The sequence below is a fragment of the Xanthomonas sp. GW genome (assembly GCF_014236815.1).
Taxonomy (GTDB): Bacteria; Pseudomonadota; Gammaproteobacteria; order Xanthomonadales; family Xanthomonadaceae; genus Xanthomonas_A.
In genome coordinates, this window is the sequence record NZ_CP051189.1 from 1,473,339 (window position 1) to 1,495,441 (window position 22,103).

Sequence of the window (22,103 nt, forward strand, 5' to 3'; positions counted from 1 at the left end):
GATGAGCGCGCTGCGCGATGCGATGAGCCATGCCGCCCTGGGCTGGGTCAAGCCGGAGCTGGACGAGACCCTGCGCCAGGTGCGCGGGGAGATCGAATACTTCGTCGAAGACCCGGCCGACACCAGCCGCATGCGCTTCTGCGCCGGCTACCTGCACCAGGTGCAGGGCACCTTGCGCATGGTCGAACTGTACGCGCCGGCGATGGTCGCCGAAGAACTGGAACTGCTGGCCATCGCCGTGCAGAACGGCCAGGTGCCCGACCGCGACGAGGCCTGCGCCACGCTGATGCGCGGCACCGTGCTGCTGCCCGATTACCTGGAGCGTCTGCAGGACGGCCATCGCGACATCCCGATCGTGCTGCTGCCGCTGCTCAACGAAATCCGCGCCTCGCGCGGCGAGCCCGGGCTGAGCGAAGGCGCGCTGTTCGCGCTGTCGCCCGACGCCAGCGCCGCCACCGAGGCCGAACTGGACCATGCCCGCGGCAGCCTCAGCGGCCGCAACCGCGAACTGCTCGACACCGTCGGCACCGCGATCAAGGAAGAACTGCTGCGGGTCAAGGACGCGCTCGACCTGCACCTGCGCACCGGCGGCGACGTCGCCGCGCTGCAGACCCAGGTGGACGAACTGGGCAGCGTCGCCGACACCCTGGGCGTGATGGGCCTGGGCGTGGCCCGCGGCGTGGTGGTGCAGCAGCGCGATGCGCTGCGCAGCATCGTCGAGGGCGAGCGCCAGGCCGACGAGGGCCTGTTGCTGGATATCGCCGGCGCGCTGCTGTACGTGGATGCCTCGCTCGACGATCAGGTCGCCTATCTCGGCGCCAGCGCCGGCATCCACGACGATGCCAGCGCCGCCGAGGCGCGGCGCACGGTGGAAGTGCTGGCGCACGAGGCGATCGCCAATTTCGCCGCCGCGCGCGAGCATTTCGTCGCCTTCATCGAGACCAACTGGGAACACGAGCGCCTGACCGAAGTGCCGCGCCTGCTCGGCGAGGTCGCCGGTGCGCTGCGCATGCTGGAACTGCCGCAACCGGCCGATTACCTGGAAGGCGTGCGCCGCTACGTGGCCACCGAACTGATCGGCAAGCGCCGCGTGCCCAGCGGGCGCCAGCTGGACACGCTGGCCGATGCGATGGCCAGCCTGGAGTACTACCTGGAAGCGCTGCGCGAGCGCCGCCCGGGCCGCGAGGAAATCCTCGACATCACCCGCACCAGCCTGGAAACGCTGCGCTACTGGCCGTTGCCCAGCGAGGTGCCGGCGCCGCAGGGCGTGGTGCCGCAGGCAACCGATGCGCCATCGCTCGCGCCCGTGGCGGAGCTGGATGCCGCGTCGGCCGACGACATTGCCGATGTGCCGAGGACGGTGTCCGCGCCGCCGCCGGTGCCGTCCTGGGATCTGGCGCCGGTCGCTGACGCGCCGATCGCCGCGAGCGTGCCGCCGCCGTTGCCGGGCGAGACGCCGCAGGCGCCGCAGTGGACGCTGCACGAAGATACCGACGCCGTTGCGAACGCCGAGGCTGCCGAGCGTATCGACGCCGATGTCGATGCCGAGTCCTCCGCCATGGCAGTCAGCGCTGCGGGCAACGCCGATGCGTCCGTCGTCGCCTCGTCGCCGATCAGCTTCGATCCGGTCGCCGCCGAACAGGAAGAATGGTCGGCCGCCGTCGAGCCGCTGCAGATCAGCACCGACACGCTGGCGTTGGAAGGCGATGCGTTGCATTGGACGAGTGCCGATGCGTCGGCCGAGCAGGCGGTCGCGCCTGGCGAGGCCACGCCCGCGACCGACGAAGCGCCGGCCAACTACGGTTTCGACCCGGTGGCCGCCGAATACGCCGAACTCGAAGCCGCTGCCGAGCACGACGATCCGGCCCTGGTCATCGTCGACGCCCCGGGCGCCGCGCCCACCGACAACGTCCACGACGATGTACTGGTGATCGAACTGGAGGATGCGCCGGCCTTCGCCGATGCCGCGTCCGACGAGGTCCACAACATCGTGTGGAACGAGACGCCGGCGACCCTGGCCGACGACGACAGCGACGCTGTCGCCGAGCACGCCACGCCGACCATCGACCTTTCGTCGAGCGATACCGTGTTCGTGGCCGAGGCCGAGAGCGACACAGCCCCGCACGCGGACACCGGCGAGACCGAGCATACCGACGCCGATGCAGGCGCCGAACAGAGCCCGTTCGTGGACCTGGCCTGGCCGGAGCCGACCCCGGAGCCGGAAGCGCCGGCGCCCGGCGTGCACAAGGCCAGCATCCAGCCGATCGAACTGGATGCCGCTTCGGCCGCATTCCTCGCCGAACTCGACGCCGCTGCCGCACAGTTCGATGTCGCCGCGCCCGCCGCTAGCGAGTCCGCTGGCGCAACCGAGACCGCCGCCGACCACGCGCCAGCGCCGACCGATGCGGTCGCAGCGCCCGAGGCGCCCGCGCCGGTCGCCATCGATGGCGGCTTCGTGGACGACGGTGGCGAGATCGACGCCGACATCCGCGAGGTGTTCCTCGAGGAATTCGACGAGGAACTGGTCAACCTCGGCACCCTGCTGCCGGCATGGCGCGCGTCGCCGAATCACATGGAAAGCCTGCGTCCGATCCGGCGCGTGTTCCACACCCTCAAGGGCAGCGGCCGACTGGTCGGTGCGCGCGTGCTCGGCGAGTTCAGCTGGAAGATCGAGGGCATGCTCAATCGCGTGCTCGATGGCACCCGCGTGGCCAGCCCGGCCGTGGTGACCATGGTCGAACTGGCTTACGAGGTGTTGCCGCAGCTCAATGCGGCACTGCGCGGGCACGGCGTCATCCATGCCGATCTGGGCGCGATCCAGGCGGTCGCCGACCGCATCGCGGCAGGCGAGGACGCCTATTATTTCGCCGCCGCGCCGGCACCGGCCGTTGCCGCGCCGCGCGCCGGCACGCCGGCCTCGGTGGACAGCGTGCTGCGCGAGATCCTCGAAGCCGAAGTCGGCACGCATCTGGAGACGGTCCGCGACTGGCTGCAGCATGCGCCGCAGCCGGCCACCGAGGCGCTGCTGCGCGCGGTGCACACGATGAGCGGCGCGTTCGCGATGACCGACGTGCCGGAAATCACCGACGTCACCGGCCCGGCCGAGAGCTACGTCAAGCGCCTGCTGGCCGCCGCCGTGGTGCCTGACGCCGATGGCGTGCGTGCGCTCGACGATGCCGCTCAGGCCATCGCCGCCACCATCGAGGAACTGCAGGCGCCGTCGCCGGTGATCCCGCCGTTCACCGAGCTGGCGCAGCGTCTGCAGGCCCTGGTCGCCACGTTGCCGGAAGTGCAGTGGCCTTCGATCGCGCACGACGAAGAAGACGAGGACGAACCGCAGCCGCACGCCGATGCCGGGCTGGACGCGCAGTTGCTGCAGGCGGTGGAACTCACCTCGGCCGACGACCTGTCGGCGTACCTGGGCGATGCACGGCATCTCGAAGCGGCCGGCAGCACCGATGCGGATCACGCCGCCGCCGCGCCTGTCGCCGAAAGCACCGATGCCGATGCCTCGGCGGCGTCTGCAGCCGATGCACCGGCATTCGATGCCGAGTATTCCCATGCGCCGAGCGAAGAAGTTGCCGACGGCACGGCATCGTCGCCGCCTGCGTTCGACGTACACGACGCATCCGCCCACGACGAGCGCGACAGTGCCGCATCCGACGTTGCACACGATGCGGACGGCGCAGCAGAGGAATCGGACGCGGTCGCCGCCGCGCCAGCCGACAGCGAACCTGTCGCGATCGACGCCGATGAACAGGCCCTTCTGGCCCAGGAAGGCAAGCTCGACGAATTGACCGTCGAGGCGCCGCTGGCAGAGGAGCGTGTGCCGGCGGACAGCGATCTGCCGCCGCCCGTGGAAGCGACGGTCGAGACGCAGGAGCAGGACGTAGCGGCCGACGAGGGCGCGACGCACGACGAAACCCATCACGGCGAGCACCAGGAAGACCCGCAAGGCGCGCACGACCAAACCGGGCATGCCGAAGGCGAGCACGATCAAGGTGAGCACGACCAGGAGCGCGATCCGCAGGGGTATGCGTTCAACGCAGAGCCGGTGCAGCCGTCCACGCATTGGCATGGCAGCGAGCCGGTATCGGCGAATGACGATGCCGAGCCGCTACCCGTGGCGGACGACGCGGCGGCGCATGCCGACACCGCGCCACACGCGCACGACGACGTGGATGCCGCAGCGCAATCGCAGCACGAGACCATCGACCAGGATGTCGATGGCCATGCCGCGCAGGCCGACATCGAAACGCATCCGGCCGACGCCGAAGCGGTCGAGGCGACCGACGCGCACGATCACGCGCCGACGCCGCACGCCGAAGATGCCGCACCCGAATCCGCCGATGCCGATGCGGACGCAGCGCTCGGCGCAACGGCCGACCTCGAACACACGCATTCGACCGACACGGCCGACGCGCCAGAGCACCATGCCGGGCACGAAGGCGACACCGGTTCCGACCCGGAACCGGTCGAAGCGCCGCATGCCCACGAGACGCACGCCGACGACACGCAAACCAGCGACGTTGCCGACGTCACGCTGGACAACGCCGAACATGCGGGCGACGCGGTGCACCCCGCGGACACGGATGCCGAGCCGGCACACGCCCAAATCACCGAGCCGTCCGACATCGCGACCGACGACGCGCATCGCGTGCCCGCCGACGTTGCCGACGCACCGTCGTTCGCCGAATCCACCCAGCACGACACCGCCTCGACCGAATCCATCGACTTGGCCGCGGTCGATCTCGGCCCGCTGGACTTTGCCGATCTGGACCGCGAGCTGGTCGATATCTTCGTCGAGGAAGGCAAGGACCTGCTCGACCATTGCGACCGCCTGATCGCCGAACTGCGCGCCGCGCCGCAGGACCGCGACGCGCTCGCCGGCCTGCAACGCGACCTGCACACGCTGAAGGGCGGCGCGCGCATGGCCGGGGTCAACCCGATCGGCGATCTCGGCCACGGCATCGAATCGCTGCTGGAGGCGGTGGCCGCCAACCGCACCGAACTCGACCGCAGCGACGTGCAATTGCTCGAACGCGGGTTCGACCGCCTGCATCAGTTGCTCACCCTCACCGGTAACCACCGCGCGGTGGCGATGCCGTTCGATCTGATTGGCCGCTTCGACGCGCGCGCCCACGGCCGCAGCCTGCCGTTCGCCGCTGACGACATCGATACTGCTGCCAATACCGAGACCGATGCGGATGTGGCGGCGATGATCCAGGCCGCGGTCGATCCGGAGTCGGTGCCCGCACCGGCGCCGGCGCCGCTGTCGGCGCCGCTGCCGGTGGACGGCACGCTCGACGAAGAGTCGATGATCGCGCGGCCGATGCAGGAACAGGTGCGCGTGCGCGCCGACCTGCTGGACCGCCTGGTCAACCATGCCGGCGAAGTGGCGATCTACCGCTCGCGGCTGGAACAGCAGCTCGGCGCATTCCGCGGCGCGATGTCCGAACTGGACCGCACCAACGCGCGACTGCGCGACCAGCTGCGCCGCCTGGACCTGGAAACCGAAGCGCAGATCGTCGCCCGCTACCAGCGCGAGCAGGACCAGACCCAGCAGAGCTTCGATCCGCTGGAACTGGACCGCTTCTCCACGCTGCAGCAGCTCAGCCGCGCGCTGAACGAATCGGCGGCCGACTTGGGTGGCCTGCAAGGCGTGCTCGACGACCTGGCGCGGCAGTACGACGGTTTGCTGCAACAGCAGTCGCGCGTGAGTTCGGAACTGCAGGACGGGTTGATGCGCGCGCGCATGGTGCCGTTCGACGGCCTGGTGCCGCGGCTGCGCCGCGTGGTGCGGCAGGCCGCCAGCGAGACCGGCAAGCAGGTGCATCTGACCCTGGAAGGCACCCACGGCGAACTCGATCGCAATGTGCTCGACCGCATGATCGCGCCGCTGGAACACATGCTGCGCAACTCGGTCGCGCACGGCCTGGAAACGCCCGAACAACGCCGCGCTGCGGGCAAGGCGGAAGAGGGCAGCATCGCCATCCGGCTGCGCCGCGAAGGCTCGGAAATCGTGCTGGAAGTGGCCGACGACGGCGCTGGCCTCAATCGCGACGCGATCCGCCACCGTGCCGAACAGCGCGGCCTGATCGCGATCGGCGCCGCGCTGTCCGACGAAGAACTGGATTCGCTGATCTTCGCTCCCGGCTTCAGCACCTACGACCAGGTCAGCCAGTTGGCCGGCCGTGGCGTGGGCATGGACGTGGTACGCAACGAAGTGCGCCAGCTCGGCGGCTCGGTGGACATCCACTCGGTGTGGGGGCAGGGCGTCACCTTCACCCTGCGCCTGCCGCAGACGCTGGCGGTCACGCAGGCGGTGTTCGTGCAGATCGGCGAGACCACCTTCGCCGTGCCGGTGGCCTCGGTCAGCGGCATCGGCCGCATCAGCCGCGAGCGTTTCGAAGCGGCCGACGGCGGCTACCACTACAGCGGCGAGGAATTCGCGCTGCACGACCTCGGCTCGCTGGTCGGCCAGGCACCGGCACGCGCCGAAGGACAGGCGCAGGTGCCGCTGCTGCTGGTGCGCGCCGGCGACCTGCGCGCCGCGGTGGCGATCGACCAGGTGCTCGGCAACCGCGAAATCGTGGTCAAGCCAGTCGGCCTGCAGATCGCCTCGGTGCCAGGCATCTACGGCGCCACCATCACCGGCGATGGCCGCGTGGTGGTGATCCTGGACGTCGCCCCGCTGGTGCGCCGCTACCTGGCGCAGCCGGCGCGGCCGGTGGTGGAAGCGGCGCCGGCCGAACAGCGGCGCATGCCGCTGGTGATGGTGGTCGACGATTCGCTGACCATGCGCAAGGTTACCGGCCGCGTGCTGGAACGCCACAACTTCGACGTGATCGTCGCCCGCGACGGCATCGAGGCGCTGGAGCGCCTGGACGAGCGCGTCCCCGACCTGATGCTGCTGGATATCGAGATGCCGCGCATGGATGGCTACGAATTGGCGACCGCGATGCGCGCCGACCCCCGCTACAAATCGGTGCCGATCGTGATGATCACCTCGCGCAGCGGCGAAAAGCACCGCCAGCGCGCCTTCGAGATCGGCGTGCAGCGCTACCTGGGCAAGCCTTACCAAGAGTTGGATCTGATGCGCAACGTGTACGACCTGCTGGGGATCGCCCGTGTTCGCGAATGACGGCGCCGCCAGCGGGACCCCGGTCGCATTGCTGGCGCGTCCCGGCCAGGCGCGCGAGCGCCTGCGCGAGGCGCTGCACCAGGTCGGCGCGTCGATCGTGCTCGAGGACGACCCCGGCGCGATCGATGCGCAGACCCTGGCCGACGCCGCGCCCGACGCGGTGCTGATCGCGCTGGAACCGGCGATCGAGGACGCATTGGAACGGCTGGATGCGGCGCTGGACCTGCCCGGCCTCACCGTGATCTTCGACGAGGCCGAACTGGCCGCGCGCCGCGAGGGCTGGGAAGCGCAGCGCTGGGCGCGGCACCTGGCGGCCAAGCTGCAAGGCCACCAGGACGTGCTGCCGCCTGGGCGCGAAACCGACACAGGCCTGCAGCCCGAACCCGGCCTGCCGGCCACCCCGGCGCAACTGCACGAAGGCGCGCCGATCGGCTTCCACGTCGAGGAAGCGGCCAGCTTCGCCACCACCGTGCCCGGCGACAGCTTCTATGCCTGGCAACCGCCGGCCGATGCCGCGCCCGGGTTCGAGGATCTGCAGTTCTCGCACGATCAGATCGCTGCCGGCGATATGGCCACGCCTGCAACGGTGCCCGAACCGGTGACCGCGACCGAGGCGGCATCCGCCGCTGCACCGGCCAGCTCACCGCCGCCGCTGCCGGCCAGCGCCTGGTCGCTGGTGGACGACGACGCGCCGCTGGTGGTGCAGGCGCGCGCGCCGCTGAGCCAGATGCAGATTTCCACCGAAGGCCTGTCGCTGGTCGCGCTGGATTCCGAGGAGGAGTCCACCATCGATAACGCCGCTGCCGCGGCAGTCACGGTCGCGCAGGGTGCGGTGCTGGTGATGGCCGGCATCGGCGGTCCCGATGCCATCCGCCGCCTGCTCGCCGCCTTGCCGGCGGACTTCCCGCAACCGCTGTTGGTGCAGTTGCGCCTGGACGGCGGCCGCTACGGCAACCTGGTCAAGCAAATCGCGCGCGTGTCCGCGTTGCCGGTGCTGCTGGCCGAAGCCGGCCAGGCTGTCGGCGTCGGCAACGTCTACATCCTGCCCGACGATGTCGGCGTGCGCAGCGGCGAAACCGCCGGCCTGCGTTTCGTCGCCCAGCAGGCAGGCGCCTCGGTGGTTGGCGGTTTGCCGGCCGCGCACAGCGCCGTGCTGCTGCTCAGCGGCAGCGACCCGCAGCAGGTCGAAGACGTTCTCGCGCTCGCCGCACAAGGCGCCTGGGTGGCCGGCCAGACCGGCGACGGCTGCTACGACCCTGCCGCCGCCGCACAGCTGATCAGCCACGGCCACCCCAGCGGCGATCCCGTGCAGCTGGCGCAGGCCCTGTCCGCGCGATGGGGCGGCTGAGCCGCCGCCCGCGTGCTTTTTCCGGTTTCAGGACGACGTAATCCATGAGCAGCTACGCCAGCAACGACGAAATCCGCGGAGTCCTGATCCAGGCCGGCAGCGAGCGGGCCCTGCTGCCCAACGCCACCGTCGCCGAAGTGATGTCGCGCGTGCCGGTCGAACCGCTGCCCGACGCCCCGCACTGGCTGCTCGGCCAGATCGCCTGGTACGGCTGGAAAGTCCCGCTGCTCTCGTTCGCCCGCCTCACCGGCCTGGGCAGCGAAACCGTAGCCTCCAATAACAAGATCGTCGTGCTGAAGGCGCTGGGCGGCAACCCCGACCTGCCGTACTTCGCCCTGATCACCCAATCCTTCCCGCAACTGATCTCGGTCCCGCGCGACGGTTTGCTTGCTGACGCCTCTGAAGAAACTTTGCCTGCCGGCGTGCATATGCGTGTGCTGCTAGGGGAGCAGAGTGCGTTGCTGCCGGATATGGAGGCGATCGAGGGGATGATTGGGGAGCGGTTTTCGGCTGTTGGCTCGACCTGAGGTCAGTCTTCTAACGGCCTTCCTTCTGACTGCGGACTGCAACCGTCATGGTCGATGGTAGGCAAGCTTGAGCGGAGCCGGCTGCGCCCGATTGCCAGTGGCTGTGCCATTGTTTAACATCATGGATCAGGATGACAAGGATTGTCGTATGCGTAATGTGCATCCCCCATCCGTACTGCCTCGCTCAGGGATGAGACGACATGCCCGATGCCGGGCATTTCCATATGTATGATTTTCGATGCACCGACCGCGTATCCAGCCGCCGTTGGCTGAGTGCTGCTGTGTGCCGAGAGGAGATCGGTCGCCGCACCCAATGGAGCCGATCGGCCTCCCGTGGGATACGCCCGCGGGATATGCGTCGGCGATGCCTGATTCGACTGAATTGACTGACTTTTGCAAGGACGCGCAATGACCACGATGCACCGCAATCGTACATACAAAAACGCCACGCGCTTCGCGCTCGTGACGGCGCTGATCTTCCTGTTCATGGCTTCCGCGTTCGCAGCGACAGAAGGGAAGAAACAGCAGTTCCTTGTCCGCGATGCGCTGGGAAATTCATATGGAACCTACGACACGCAAGCGCAAGCCGAGGCGGTTATTCGGACTATCCCGGGGCCATCCGATGCACCTGATGCGTATCAATACGTAACAGAAATAAAATCAACTCTCCCTTCTGAAAATGGTGAAATTTCCATAACATACTGGATGGGAAAAAAGGAGCGGAAAGTCCAATTCTGGGGTATCAATTCCCTGAGTTCGGATAAGGAGGATGAGCTTGTCGAGAAGATGGTTGCCTTGCAGAATCAAGGAAATAGCCCTCCTTGCGCATCGTCAACGTTTGTGCGGACTAGCGATTGGTATCCCTACTCCTCAGACTATGAGGGGCTGGAGCTAGGGGATTATCAATACACTTATTCACATTTTGATGCAGACGATGGATCCTGCACTCCTGATTCCGGTGAGTTTCAAGTTTATAAGATATCGACTTGTCCGAATCCTTACATGCACTGGGATAGTGATCAAAATGCCTGCATAAACGAAGATATTGCAGCAGTAATTGTCACCAAACAGTTGCAGTGCGATGGTGATTCCAATGATTCATCTGGGCTGGTCGGAAACCCTTGCGACGTAAAAACCGGAGAGAAGTTCCAGACCGAGCGCGACCTTGATCTGGGCTGGGTCACCCTGACGCGCTACTACCATTCGGGCATTGCACTTAACGCTGGAGGGTTCGGGCCAGGTTGGACCTTCTCGCACAGCCTGCATCTGACGGTCCAGGGCGATGCGTTGGGCCTGGTGGAGGGCAGCGGTTACGCCGTACCGTTCCGCAAAGTGGGCTCGGACTATCGCGCGGCCAATGCCTCCGGCGAGCGCATCATCGCCAATGGCGATCAATGGGTCCTGTATCGCCAGGACGCCATCTACACCTTCGACGTCCAGGGCAAGCTGATCTCGCGTATGGGGGAGGATGGCAGCGGGCTGGTGTATGCCTACAACGCGCGCGGCCGCTTGCAGAGCATCGCCTCGCTGCAGGGCCGCTCCATCGAGCTGGTGTACGCCGACGACAACGACGACGCACTGATCGCCGGCGTCGTCTCCGGTGGCGTCCAACTCGCCAGCTACGGCTACGATCAACAGCGCTTGGTCACCGTGACCTACGCCGATGGCAATGGCCGGACCTATCACTACGAGGACACGCGCTTCCCGCGCCATCTGACCGGAGTGACCACGGAAGACGGCCAGCGCTTCAGCACCTTTGCCTACGACGAGGCAGGTCGCGCAATCTCCAGCCAGCACGCCGGCGGCATCGACGGCGTCACCCTCACGTATTCGTCTACCGGCACCACCGTCACCGACGCGCTGGGCGACACGGCCGATTACACGATGACCAATGCGGGTGGCGCATCGCCGAAGGTCGGAGCCGTAGTCAGGAACGACGGCACGCTGCAGTACAACTACAACGACCAGGCCAGCGACTTCCGCCGACGGTTGAGCAGCGTGATCGATCGGCGTGGGGTCGAGACCGGGCACAGCTACGTCGAGGCGACCGAGAATGGCGTCGAGGTGAACATCCACACCGTCCGCGATGCCATCGGGCAATCGCAGGAGCGCACGACGACGACGCGCACGGCCGCCACCAGCAATCGCCTGCTGTCGGTGCAGAGCGGCGGTCGTACCCTTTCCTACACCTACAACGGCCGGCTGCAACCGGTGCAGATGTCGACCAGCGGCGCGACCTCCAGCGAACAGCGCACCCTGACATACAGCTATTGCGAAGCGTCCGACGTGGCCGCGACCGACAGCGCCTGCCCGATCCTGGGCTTGCTCAAGGCGGTCGATGGCGCCCGCACCGACGTCGACGACACCACCCGCTACACTTACTATCCTAGCAACGACAGCACCTGCGCCGCGGCACCGGCCACCTGTGCGCACCACAAGGGCGACCTGTGGAAGATCAGTGATGCCCTTGGTCGGACGACCGAGTACCTGGCCTATGACGGCGCTGGCCGCGTGCTGTCGGTGAAGGACGCCAATGGCATCGTCACCGACTACGCCTACCACCCGCGCGGCTGGCTTACGACCACTACCGTGCGCGGTGCCGATACCGCCAGCGACCGCGTTACCAACATCGACTACTGGCCGACCGGGCTGGTCAAGCAGGTCACCCAGCCGGATGGCGCATTCACCCGCTTCACCTACGATGCGGCGCATCGGCTGACTGACATCGTCGACAACGCCGGCAACACCCTGCACTACACGCTGGACAATGCCGGCAACCGGGTCAAGGAGGACACCAAGGATACGTCCGGCACGCTCAAGCGCACGCTGTCACGGATCTACAACCAGCTCGGCCAGCTGGCCACGCAGGCCACCTCCAGCGGCGACCCTACCGACTTCGGCTACGACGCCAACGGCAACACCAAGACGGTGACCGACGCACTCGGTCACGTCACCCAGAACGACTACGACCCGCTCAACCGCTTGGCGCGCACGCTGCAGGACGTGGGCGGCATCAATGCGGAGACCAAGTTCGGCTACGACGCGCTGGACAACCTGACCAAGGTCACCGACCCGAAGGGCCTGGACACCACCTATGCCTACAACGGCCTGGGCGACCTAACCAAGCTCACCAGCCCGGACACCGGCGTCACCACGTACACCTACGACAGCGCCGGTAACCGCGCCACGCAGACCGATGCGCGCAACATCAAGACCACCTACGGCTACGACGCCCTGAACCGGCTGATCAAGGTGGCCTATCCGACCAACAGCCTCAACGTGAGCTACACCTACGACGTGAGCCAGACCGCGTGCGCCAGCGGCGAAACCTACGCGATCGGCCGCCTGGCCCGGATGCAGGACGGCAGCGGCACCACCGACTACTGCTACGATCGCTTCGGCGATCTGGTGCGTAAGGTGCAGACTACCAATGGCAAGGTGTTCGTACTGCGCTATGCCTACACCAAGGCCGGCCAGCTGAGCCGGCTGACCTATCCCGACGGCGCGGCGGTGGACTATGTCCGCAACGCCCAGGGCCAGATCACGGAAGTGGGCGTCACCCCGGCCGGCGGCACGCGGCAGGTACTGTTGAACAACGCGACCTATTACCCGTTCGGCCCGGTGGCGAGCTGGTCCTACGGCAACGGCCGCCCGATGCAGCGCGTGCTGGACCAGGACTACCGCCCGCTGGCGATCAGCGACACGCGCAGCGACGGCCTGAGCACCGGCTTCGCCTTCGACCCGGCCGGCAACCTCAGTGCCCTGACCGCCGCCGGCAACACCGCCCCGGTGGTCAGCCTGGACTACGACGCCCTGGGCCGATTGACCGCATTCAAGGACGGCCCGACTGGTGCGGTGATCGACGGCTACAGCTACGACGCCACCGGCAATCGGCTCAGCGCCAAGGTCAACACCGCCACCCAAACGTACACTTATCCGACCACCAACCATCGCCTGAGTGCGGTGGCAGGCACAGCGCGCACCTACGATGCGATCGGCAACACGACCTCGATCGGCGGCACGGCACTGGAATTCGTGTACGGAGCGAGCGGCAGGATCGGACAGGCCAAGCGCGCTGGAACGGTCGTGATGAACTACGCCTACAACGGCCGAGGCGAGCAGGTTCGCCGGGTCGGCAAGACCAACACCTACACGCTGTACGACGAAAACGGCCATTGGCTGGGCGACTACGACAACAACGGTGCCCCGCTTCAGCAGGCGATCTGGCTGGACGACCTGCCTGTGGGCGTGCTGGCCAAGAACACCTTGCGCTACGTGCAGCCGGACCACCTGGGCAGTCCGCGGGCGGTGATCGACCCGGTGCGCGACGTGGCGATCTGGACCTGGGACCTGAAGGGTGAAGCGTTTGGCAACACCTCACCCAACCAAGACCCGGACAAGGATGGCACCGCGTTCGTGTTCGACATGCGCTTCCCGGGGCAGCGCTACGACGCGGCGACGGGGTTCAATCAGAACTATTTCCGAGACTATGATCCGGGCACTGGGCGGTATGGGCAGAGTGATCCGATTGGGTTGAGGGGGGGCGGGTCTACTTATAGTTATGCACTATCTAGCCCTGTGAATTTTTTTGACCCCCGGGGGTTGGAGCCTATTTGGGATACCAAAACCTGTGGTGGAGCGTATGGGCTGACGTATTGCGATGGAAAGGGGGGTATAGAGGCTGGGAACTGCAACACCGGCTGCAGCGCAGAATGCACTCAGCTTCATGAAAATGAACATAAGCGTTTCCTAGAAGCGTTACATCCCGGGTCATGTATTGGTCGACCCAGGGGGGCTCAACCTTGGCCCAAAGATTATGATTATGAGAAATGGAAAAGAGAGTCTTTTGAGACGGAGTGCCGGGCTGATAAAATAACAATATCCTGTCTTAAAAAGCTGAAAGCCAAAGGAGTCGATGACAAGGGTGTTATTGATCAACTCAATCAAGCTATAAGGCGAAGAGAGGAAAATAAATGCGAAAGTTTTGGTTACTAATGCTCATGGCGGTGTCCTGTCCGGCTTTTTCCGAATGTTGCAAAACTGCGTTGGGTTTAGATGAAAATCCGCCAGATGAAGTGAAGAGTGCCTTGCAAGAGCGTGGGTTGGAGAACTTCAACCTCATAGATAGAAAAGATTGTAAAAAAACCATTCGATGGCTTGCTATACCCAATACCTATCCTGTGGACTCGCCGCGACCTCCTGGCTCGGAGCATTGGCTAATATTAACGATAAAAACTCGTAAAATTGAGTTCATTCCTGCGCCTGGTTAGTGGTTAATGGGAGTCTGTTGATTTTTGCTTAAATAAATTTATTTCGTTATCCCTCACGAAAGCTCCTTGTCGACGGCAGTCGCTTAAGGGACGTTTCTGCATGAAAAATGGACCAGAGGAAAAATGGACCAGAGGGAGTATCTGTTTGAAGTGCATGTTCCCTCGGGTCCCCTTTGATCCGTCGGTGAAGGACGCCAATGACATCGTCACCGACTACACCTATCACCCGCGCGGCTGGTTCACCGTCAGCAAGGTGCGCGGTAGCGACGACAGCAGCGAGAGCGACGACCGTATCACTCAGCTCGACTACTGGCCGACCGGACTGGTCAAGCAGGTGACGCAGCCGGACGGCGCCTTCACCCGTTTCACCTGTGACGCGGCGCATCGGCTGACCGATATCGCCGACAACGCCGGCAACACGCTGGACAATGCCGGCAACCGGGTCAAGGAAGACACCAAGGACGCCTCGGGCAAGCTCAAGCGCACGCTGTCGCGGGTCTACAACCAGCTCGGCCAGCTTGCCACGCAAGCCACGGCCAGCGGCGACCCGACCGACTTCGGCTACGACGCCAACGGCAACACCAAGACCGTGACCGACGCGCTCGGCCACGTCACCCAGAACGACTACGACCCGCTCAACCGCCTGGCGCGCACGCTGCAGGACGTGGGCGGCATCGCGGCTGAGACCAAGTTCGGCTACGACGCGCTCGACAACCTGACCAAGGTTACCGACCCGAAGGGCCTGGACACCTCCTACGCCTACAACGGCCTGGGCGACCTGACCACGCTGACCAGCCCGGATACCCGCACGACGACCTATACCTACGACAGCGCCGGCAACCGCGCAACGCAGACCGATGCGCGTAACGTCGCCACCACCTACAGCTACGACTCTCTGAACCGGCTGATCCAAGTCGCCTATCCGACCAGCAGCCTCAACGTCACCTATACCTACGACGTAAACCAGGCCGTGTGCGCCAGCGGCGAAACCTACGCGGTCGGCCGCCTGACCCGCATGCAGGACGGCAGCGGCACCACCGACTATTGCTACGACCGCTTCGGCGACCTGGTGCGCAAGGTCCAGACCACCAATGGCAAGACGTTCGTGCTGCGCTACGCCTACACCAAGGCCGGCCAGCTGAGCCGGCTGACCTATCCCGACGGCGCAGCGGTGGACTACGTGCGCAACGCCCAGGGCCAGACAAAGGAAGTGGGCGTGACCCCGGCCGGCGGCACGCGCCAGGTGCTGCTGGGCAACGCCACCTACTACCCGTTCGGCCCGGTGGCGAGCTGGTCCTACGGCAACGGCCGTCCGATGCAGCGCGTGCTGGACCAGGACTACCGCCCGCTGGCGATCAGCGATACGCTCAGCGACGGCCTGAGCACCGGCTTCGCCTTCGCAACCTCAGTGCCCTGACTGCCGCTGGCAATACCGCCCCGGTGGTGAGCCTGGACTACGACGCCCTGGGCCGATTGACCGCATTCAAGGACGGTCCGACCGGCACAGTGATCGACGGCTACAGCTACGGCGCCACCGGCAACCGGTTGATATTCAGCGTGAATTTCCACCTAGGCTTCGGGGCAAGAGTTTGAATGAAATTCGTCGTATTTGTGGGTTGGTATGGCTGCTCTAATTAATATAGTAGGAAAGTCGTTTGATGAATTAATGGGGCTTTTTTTCTGTGAAGTCCTTGATGATGACGACTTTTACGACGTAGTCGCCGCTGAGCTGGCGAAGGACTACAGACATGCGTTGGAGACGATATTGGGAAGTCTCTCCAATAAACGTCTACGTGCAGGTATCTGTGGCCTGGGGATGACTTCTTCTATTGAGAGTGAGGCGGCGATAAAGAACTTCCTCCATCATGATGAAGCGTTGGTTGTCGCCGCTGCTATTGATGGGCTGAGGCGGATCGGTTCGGCGGAATGGCCGATCATTTCATCGCAACTGCACCATCCTTCTCCCTATGTCCGGGGCGCGGCTCTCAGATATGCAAAAGAAGCGCTTGATAAGGAAGCACGGCCGCTGTTGCTGACGGCCCTGGATGACGAGGATCCAATTGTTCGAGAAAACGCAATCGATGAACTTGACGGGCTTATCTCCGCAGATGAAGCTTGTCTGATAACGCCTTACCTGAACGATCCGGCTGCCCATGTAAGGCAGGCAGCTCAGACGCTGTTGGACTCTCTTTGCTAGTCACGTCGCGTGGCGTGCTCTAAGCGTCATCGTGTTCGACCTTCCGGGATGATGGCGACACCCGCCATCCGAGTGGTGTGCGTTCGCGATCGACGCACCCGAACGGCTGTGCAATTCTCCGTTGGCGGATCCTGCCGCCGTAGGCCAGTCCCTCGGTCGAGCGGCGGCGGCTGTCGAAAAAATGGACCAGAAGAAATATCTTTTTGAATCGGATGTTCCTCTGGTCTATCTTTTGTTGGGAGCCACTCCTTAGTCAATATTTTCAGTACGGCTGTATCATGCCATCCTGATTTAGCAGGCCGCATTGTTGCTCCTGACCTTCAATATCTCCTTTGCCAGTGCAAGGTCAAACCACTTGTCGCCGAAGACGGCCTTGGTGTTGAGAAGTTCTTTGCAGATGGGTGAATTTAGATCGAGCTTGTTCTTTCGTGCTGCACACAACCTTGTCAGAAGCGGCATAGTTGTCCGGTTCGGCCATGACGTCCGCGATCAGGGCCTGGGTGCCCAGGATGCAGTTCTCTGCTTTCGGCAGATAGAACTTCACGATCCGATCATCGATCTTCGCTGCCGTGGCGCCTATTTCCTGCGGCAGTGGGGTTCTGATGATGCCGCCGATCTCGTCGCCGAACTGCTTTGTCTGTTCCTACAATGAGCTTTGGGACATGAAGGACGAGTTCAACAGTCGGCTTGGATAGGGCGGCTGTTGCATGGTGCAGAAGTCCATGGCTTCACAGGTATAGCGCTCGATTCCGGCGTAATAGCCATCGGCGGTGCGTAGGTGCTGGACGTAAATCTCGCCCAGCTTCTGGTTCGAGGAAAACAGGCTGAGCTTGTTCTTGCTGGCTTTCAGGTTCGGGTGCGACGACGCGGTCAGTGCGAATGCTGCCAGCAGTTCCTTTTCCAGTGCTTTGCGGACTTCTGTGCTCAGGTGATCTGCAGGTCGGGATTTGGGTGGTTGCAGTGCGCTGCGCCTCCCGTCTCTCATCTGATGAAGCACCATGGCTTGAAGGCGCGCTGGAAACGCAGTTGGCCTGCGCCGCCTTGCAGATGGCCATCATCATGCGCCAGCCCAAACCAGGACTGATCGTGCATACCGACCGCGGCAGCCAGTACGCCAGCCAGGCCCACCGCGACCTGCTGGCCAAGCACGCCCTCGTGGCCAGCATGCGTCGTAAGGGCAATTGCTGCGACAACGCGGTGATGGAGCGGTTCTTCCTGAACCTGAAAGTGGAGCGCGTCTGGCAGCGCCGCTACGCCAACCCCACTGAAGCCAGCGCCGACATCACGCACTACATCGTCGCTTTCTACAACACCCAACGGCTGCACTCCACGCCCGGCTATCGATCGCCGGCCGACTATGAGCACGCGGCTGCCTGAATCCCCTATCGCGGTATCCACTAAAACGTGACCACGATAGTTGTCGCCTGCAGAAAACCTAACTATAAGGGTTGGCGGCATCCCGCCACCCCGCCCGCTTGCACCCACGCAATGCATGACCTTGTCCGGGGAAGGAAAAATGGAGCGTTGACATGAGCCATGGAAGTTTTGTCATTGAACAACTTTACAAGCACTACAACGTCCACGTAGAGCGACTGGGAAACGATCCACACAAGAACACCGTTCTGTTTGTCAACGGGGCGCTCGCCACCACGCGGTCCTTTGCGCGCACCAGCAAGTGCCTGGCCGAGCACTTCAATGTGCTGCTGTTCGACCTGCCATTCTCCGGTTATTCGCGCGAACACAACGCCGACCTTGACCTGGTCACCAAGGACGACGAAGTGCAGATCCTGCGGGCGCTGGTGGAGCGCTTCGAGGTCAACCATCTGGTGTCGGCCTCCTGGGGCGGCATTTCCACCCTGCTCACCCTGGCGCATAATCCGCCCTCCATCGAAAGCTCGGTGGTAATGGCCCTGGCGCCCAATCTCAACCAAGCCATGCTCACCTATGTGGAACGCGTGCGCGTGCTGATCGAGGCCGATGACAAATCCGCCGTCGGCCATTTGCTCAACGAAACGGTGGGCAAATACCTGTCGCCGCGCCTCAAGCGCAATAACCACCTGCACCTGTCGAACATGGCCACCACCGAATACCGGCAGGCGCGCTTTCATATCCACCAGGTGCTGGCACTGGGCGACGGCAACTACTTGCCGGCACTGCGGAAAATCGAAACGCCGGTGCATTTCCTCAACGGCGCGCTGGACGAATACACCCCCGCCGCCGACGCCCAGCTGTTCAAGCGCTATGTGGGGCGCAGCAGTTATTCGGTGGCGCAACACACTGGCCACCTGCTGGACCTTGAGTCCCGCGAAGCCGCCTTGGCGGTGCATCGCGCGCTGTTGGATTTCCTGGTGGCGGACACGCAGTGTTGTCGGATTAGACGAACAGCCAGTGGGAGATAGGTGGGGTTCTGGTTGTCTGTGTGGTGATGTAGGTAGGGTTGTAATTGCGATTGTTTACGAAAATTTAGCAAAATATGGCTGGTTTTAGATGGCTCTGTTAAGATGAAATCGGATGGATGATTTGGTCGGCTGCTTCGCGCGGCATGGATATCGGGGTCGCGATGGGCGCTTCATGCTCAATGATTGCATCAGTGACCACCTCGCTAACGGTGGTGCATGGCATCGCTCGAAGGCAATATCACATCTCGGTGGCGAGCTGCCTTCGGTCATGAGTTCAGGATCAGTCGTTCATGTCATCTGATTTAGCAGGCCGCATTGTCGTCCCCGATCTTCAACATCTTTTTCGCCAGTGCAAGATCAAACCGCTTGTCGCCGAAGACGGCCTTGGTGTCGAGAAGCGCTTTGCAGATGGGTGAATTCAGATCGAGCTTGTTCTTGCGTGCCGCAAACAACCCTGTCAGAAGCGGATACGCATAGTTGTCCGGTTCGGCCATGACGTCGGCGATCAGGGCCTGGGTGCCCAGGATGCAGTTCTCTGCTTTCGGCAGATAGAACTTCACGATCCGATCATCGATCTTCGCTGCCGTGGCGCCTATTTCCTGCGGCAGTGGGGTTCTGATGATGCCGCCGATCTCGTCGCCGAACTGCTTTGTCTGTTCCGATAACGAGCTTTGGGACATGAAGGACGAGTTCAACAGTCGGCTTGGATAGGGCGGCTGTTGCATGGTGCAGAAGTCCATGGCTTCGCAGGTATGGAGCTCGATTCCGGCGTAATAGCCATCGGCGGTGCGTAGGTGCTGGACGTAAATCTCGCCCAGCTTCTGGTTCGAGGAAAGCAGACTGAGCTTGTTCTTGCTGGCTTTCAGGTTCGGGTGCGACGACGCGGTCAGTGCGAATGCTGCCTGCAGCTCCTTTTCAAGTGTTTTGCGGACTTCTGTGCTCATGGTGATCTGCAGGTCGGGATCTGGGTGGTTGCATTGTGCTGGGCCTCCCGTCTCCTATCCATAGCTCTCCTGGGCAGCCCGGCCCGCCGGCATGTGCTGCGCTGGGTCCTGAATCTGTTGGAGCGTTCGCTGGCTGGCCCAAGTGCAGGTCCACATCGATGGCATGTACTTCACTGCGCGGTCGCGCTCTTGCTGAGCGGCAGCGTATCGGCGCGTACTCGACGTGGTACTCCAATCGCAGTTTCGCCGGTCCTATGTGCGTTCGCCCATTCAATCCAGGTCCGCTCTGTCGCATGATGCAGGACTAGCTGCATCACGCTGCGCCTCTCTTCCCCGCGCTGGAGCCCACACAATGCACGAACGCCGCCACTTCCTGAAGACTGCCGCCTTCGGCGCCCTCGCCACCGGCTTGGCCGCCGCGTTGCCGCGCGCGTGGGCGACTGCCAAAGGCGGCGTCGCGCCGCTGCCGCGCGGCGCGGCGCGGGTGATCTCGACCTGGGACTTCGGGATCGCGGCGAATCAGGCGGCGTGGCAGGTGCTGTCGCGCGGCGGCGCGGCGCTGGATGCGGTGGAGGCCGGGGTGCGGGTGCCGGAGGCCGATCCCGACAATCCGACGGTGGGGCTGGGCGGCTATCCCGATCGCGATGGGCGGGTCACGCTCGATGCCTGCATCATGGATCACACCGGCGGCTGCGGGTCGGTCGCGGCGCTGGAGGACATCGTGCATGCGATCTCGGTGGCGCGGCGGGTGATGGAGAAGACGCCGCACGTGATGCTGGTCGGCGACGGGGCGCTGCAGTTCGCGCTGGCGCAGGGCTTCGAGCGCACCAAGTTGCTGACGCCGTCGTCGGAGAAGGCGTGGCAGGAGTGGCTGAAGAAATCCGAGTACAAGCCGGAAGCGAACATCGAGAACCGTGCCTACCAGAAGGGCACGCTGCCCGGCGGCAAGGACAACCACGACACCATCGGCATGCTGGCGCTGGACGCGCACGGCAATCTGTCCGGCGCCTGCACCACCAGCGGCATGGCGTGGAAGATGCACGGGCGGGTCGGCGACAGCCCGATCATCGGTGCCGGTCTTTACGTCGATAACGAAGTGGGTGGCGCGACCTCGACTGGCGTCGGCGAGGAAGTGATCCGCAATGTCGGCAGTTTCGCGGTGGTGGAGATGATGCGCCAGGGCAAGAGCCCGGCCGAGGCCTGCCGGGAGGTGGTGATGCGCATCGTGCGGCGCAAGCCGCAGTTGACCCGCGACCTGCAGGTCGGTTTCCTGGCGATGAACAAGCGCGGCGAGGTCGGTGCGTTCGCGATCCAGCCCGGTTTCAGTTACGCGGTCTGCGATGCGCAGCGGCAGGATCTGTTGCTGCCGGGGCAGAGCCATTTCGCGAAGCCGGCCGCATGAGCCAGGCCGTGCCGATGGGACTCGAAGTGGCCGCCGATTCGATCGGTTCGGCGCTGGCGGCGCAGGCCGGCGGGGCGATGCGGGTGGAGCTGTGCGGGGGCCTGGACGGCGGCGGGCTGACGCCTTCGTTCGGCACGCTGGCGGTGCTGCGCGATCGCTTGACCATTCCGCTGTACGTGCTGATCCGCCCGCGGGTCGGCGATTTCGTGTTCGACGCCGCGGAAGTGGAGGCGATGCGCCGCGACGTGGAGCAGTGCGTGCGGTTGGGATGCGACGGCGTGGTGCTGGGGGCGCTGGATCCGGCTGGGGAAGTGGATATGGCGACGATGCGGGTGCTGATTGCGGCGGCTGGGTCGCTTGGGGTCACCTTTCATCGCGCCATCGATGTCAGTGCCGATCCGCGGCGTGCGTTGGAGGATGCGATCGCGCTGGGTTGCGAGCGCGTGCTGACCTCGGGTGCGCGCGAGACGGCGGAGGAGGGTGCTGCGCTGATCGCGAAATTGGTGCAGCAGGCGGGCACGCGCTTGAGCGTGATGCCGGGGTCGGGGGTATCCGATACCAATCTGGCGCGGCTGCGTGCGCTGACCGGCGCGCGCGAGTTCCATGGTTCGGCGCGCGGGCCTCTGGCGTCGCGGGCGCTGATGCCGCATCCGCATGTGCGCAGCCTGGGCGGCGATCGCATGCAGACCGATGTAGAGCGGGTGCGGCGGATGGTGGCGTTGCTGGCGGAGTAGTGGGGCGCCGGTGGTTTGTGGGCGGGAGTGATTTGTCCGCAGCGGCAGTCTAGGCGGAGCGATTGAGGTTGCCGCCGATGATGCGGATTGCGGTCAGCGTCCGCGACATGGCAGGAGGAGCTTCGGCCCCGTCAGGTC

Annotated in this window: 11 protein-coding genes and 2 pseudogenes; 11 read left to right on the plus strand and 2 right to left on the minus strand. The window is 64.5% G+C overall.

Going from position 1 to position 22,103, the window contains the following annotated elements:
• Position 1 precedes the first annotated feature (1 nt).
• The 7 genes and pseudogenes from HEP73_RS06175 (at position 2) to HEP73_RS06205 (ending at position 17,138) form a co-directional block, all read left to right on the plus strand.
• Positions 2 to 7,144, plus strand: a complete 7,143-nt coding sequence (locus HEP73_RS06175) for an Hpt domain-containing protein (RefSeq protein ID WP_185822519.1) — start codon at positions 2 to 4, stop codon at positions 7,142 to 7,144.
• Positions 7,131 to 8,492: a chemotaxis protein CheB gene (locus HEP73_RS06180; RefSeq protein ID WP_185822520.1), complete on the plus strand. Its 1,362-nt coding sequence runs from the start codon at positions 7,131 to 7,133 to the stop codon at positions 8,490 to 8,492. Before HEP73_RS06175 ends, HEP73_RS06180 begins: the two co-directional genes overlap by 14 nt.
• A 44-nt stretch (positions 8,493 to 8,536) precedes the next feature.
• Positions 8,537 to 9,019: a chemotaxis protein CheW gene (locus tag HEP73_RS06185; protein ID WP_185822521.1), complete on the plus strand. Its 483-nt coding sequence runs from the start codon at positions 8,537 to 8,539 to the stop codon at positions 9,017 to 9,019.
• 408 nt (positions 9,020 to 9,427) lie between these two features.
• Positions 9,428 to 14,014 carry an RHS repeat-associated core domain-containing protein gene (locus HEP73_RS22415; protein WP_221899381.1) on the plus strand — a complete coding sequence of 1,529 codons (4,587 nt, stop codon included), beginning with the start codon at positions 9,428 to 9,430 and terminating at the stop codon, positions 14,012 to 14,014.
• 456 nt (positions 14,015 to 14,470) lie between these two features.
• Positions 14,471 to 15,837: pseudogene (locus tag HEP73_RS06195) on the plus strand (RHS repeat protein); the annotation flags it as partial.
• Positions 15,838 to 15,910: 73 nt separating this feature from the next.
• Complete coding sequence (locus tag HEP73_RS06200; RefSeq protein WP_185822522.1) at positions 15,911 to 16,486, plus strand: HEAT repeat domain-containing protein; 576 nt, start codon at positions 15,911 to 15,913, stop codon at positions 16,484 to 16,486.
• A 304-nt stretch (positions 16,487 to 16,790) separates the two neighbouring features.
• Positions 16,791 to 17,138 carry a hypothetical protein gene (locus HEP73_RS06205; protein WP_185822523.1) on the plus strand — a complete coding sequence of 116 codons (348 nt, stop codon included), beginning with the start codon at positions 16,791 to 16,793 and terminating at the stop codon, positions 17,136 to 17,138.
• On the opposite strand, the gene HEP73_RS06210 is transcribed toward HEP73_RS06205, so the two are convergent.
• Positions 17,130 to 17,486: a hypothetical protein gene (locus tag HEP73_RS06210; protein WP_185823560.1), complete on the minus strand. Its 357-nt coding sequence runs from the start codon at positions 17,484 to 17,486 to the stop codon at positions 17,130 to 17,132. The genes HEP73_RS06205 and HEP73_RS06210 overlap by 9 nt on opposite strands.
• Before the next feature lie 14 nt (positions 17,487 to 17,500).
• Between HEP73_RS06210 and HEP73_RS06215 the strand changes: the two are divergent.
• Together HEP73_RS06215 and HEP73_RS06220 are read left to right on the plus strand one after the other, a co-directional pair.
• Positions 17,501 to 17,863, plus strand: a pseudogene (locus tag HEP73_RS06215) (DDE-type integrase/transposase/recombinase); the annotation flags it as partial.
• Positions 17,864 to 18,015: 152 nt separating this feature from the next.
• On the plus strand, positions 18,016 to 18,885 hold the full coding sequence (locus HEP73_RS06220; protein ID WP_185822524.1) for an alpha/beta fold hydrolase: 870 nt from the start codon (positions 18,016 to 18,018) through the stop codon (positions 18,883 to 18,885).
• A 302-nt stretch (positions 18,886 to 19,187) separates the two neighbouring features.
• On the opposite strand, the gene HEP73_RS06225 is transcribed toward HEP73_RS06220, so the two are convergent.
• The gene (locus HEP73_RS06225) at positions 19,188 to 19,829 is read right to left on the minus strand and encodes a hypothetical protein (RefSeq protein WP_185822525.1); all 642 of its coding nucleotides are present in this window, start codon (positions 19,827 to 19,829) and stop codon (positions 19,188 to 19,190) included.
• 352 nt (positions 19,830 to 20,181) lie between these two features.
• On the opposite strand from HEP73_RS06225, the gene HEP73_RS06230 reads away from it, so the two are divergent.
• Both HEP73_RS06230 and HEP73_RS06235 read left to right on the plus strand, forming a co-directional pair.
• On the plus strand, positions 20,182 to 21,231 hold the full coding sequence (locus tag HEP73_RS06230) for a N(4)-(beta-N-acetylglucosaminyl)-L-asparaginase (RefSeq protein WP_185822526.1): 1,050 nt from the start codon (positions 20,182 to 20,184) through the stop codon (positions 21,229 to 21,231).
• A 14-nt stretch (positions 21,232 to 21,245) separates the two neighbouring features.
• Entirely contained in the window at positions 21,246 to 21,965 is a 720-nt protein-coding gene (locus HEP73_RS06235; protein WP_185823321.1) for a copper homeostasis protein CutC, read from the plus strand.
• Positions 21,966 to 22,103: the final 138 nt, after the last annotated feature.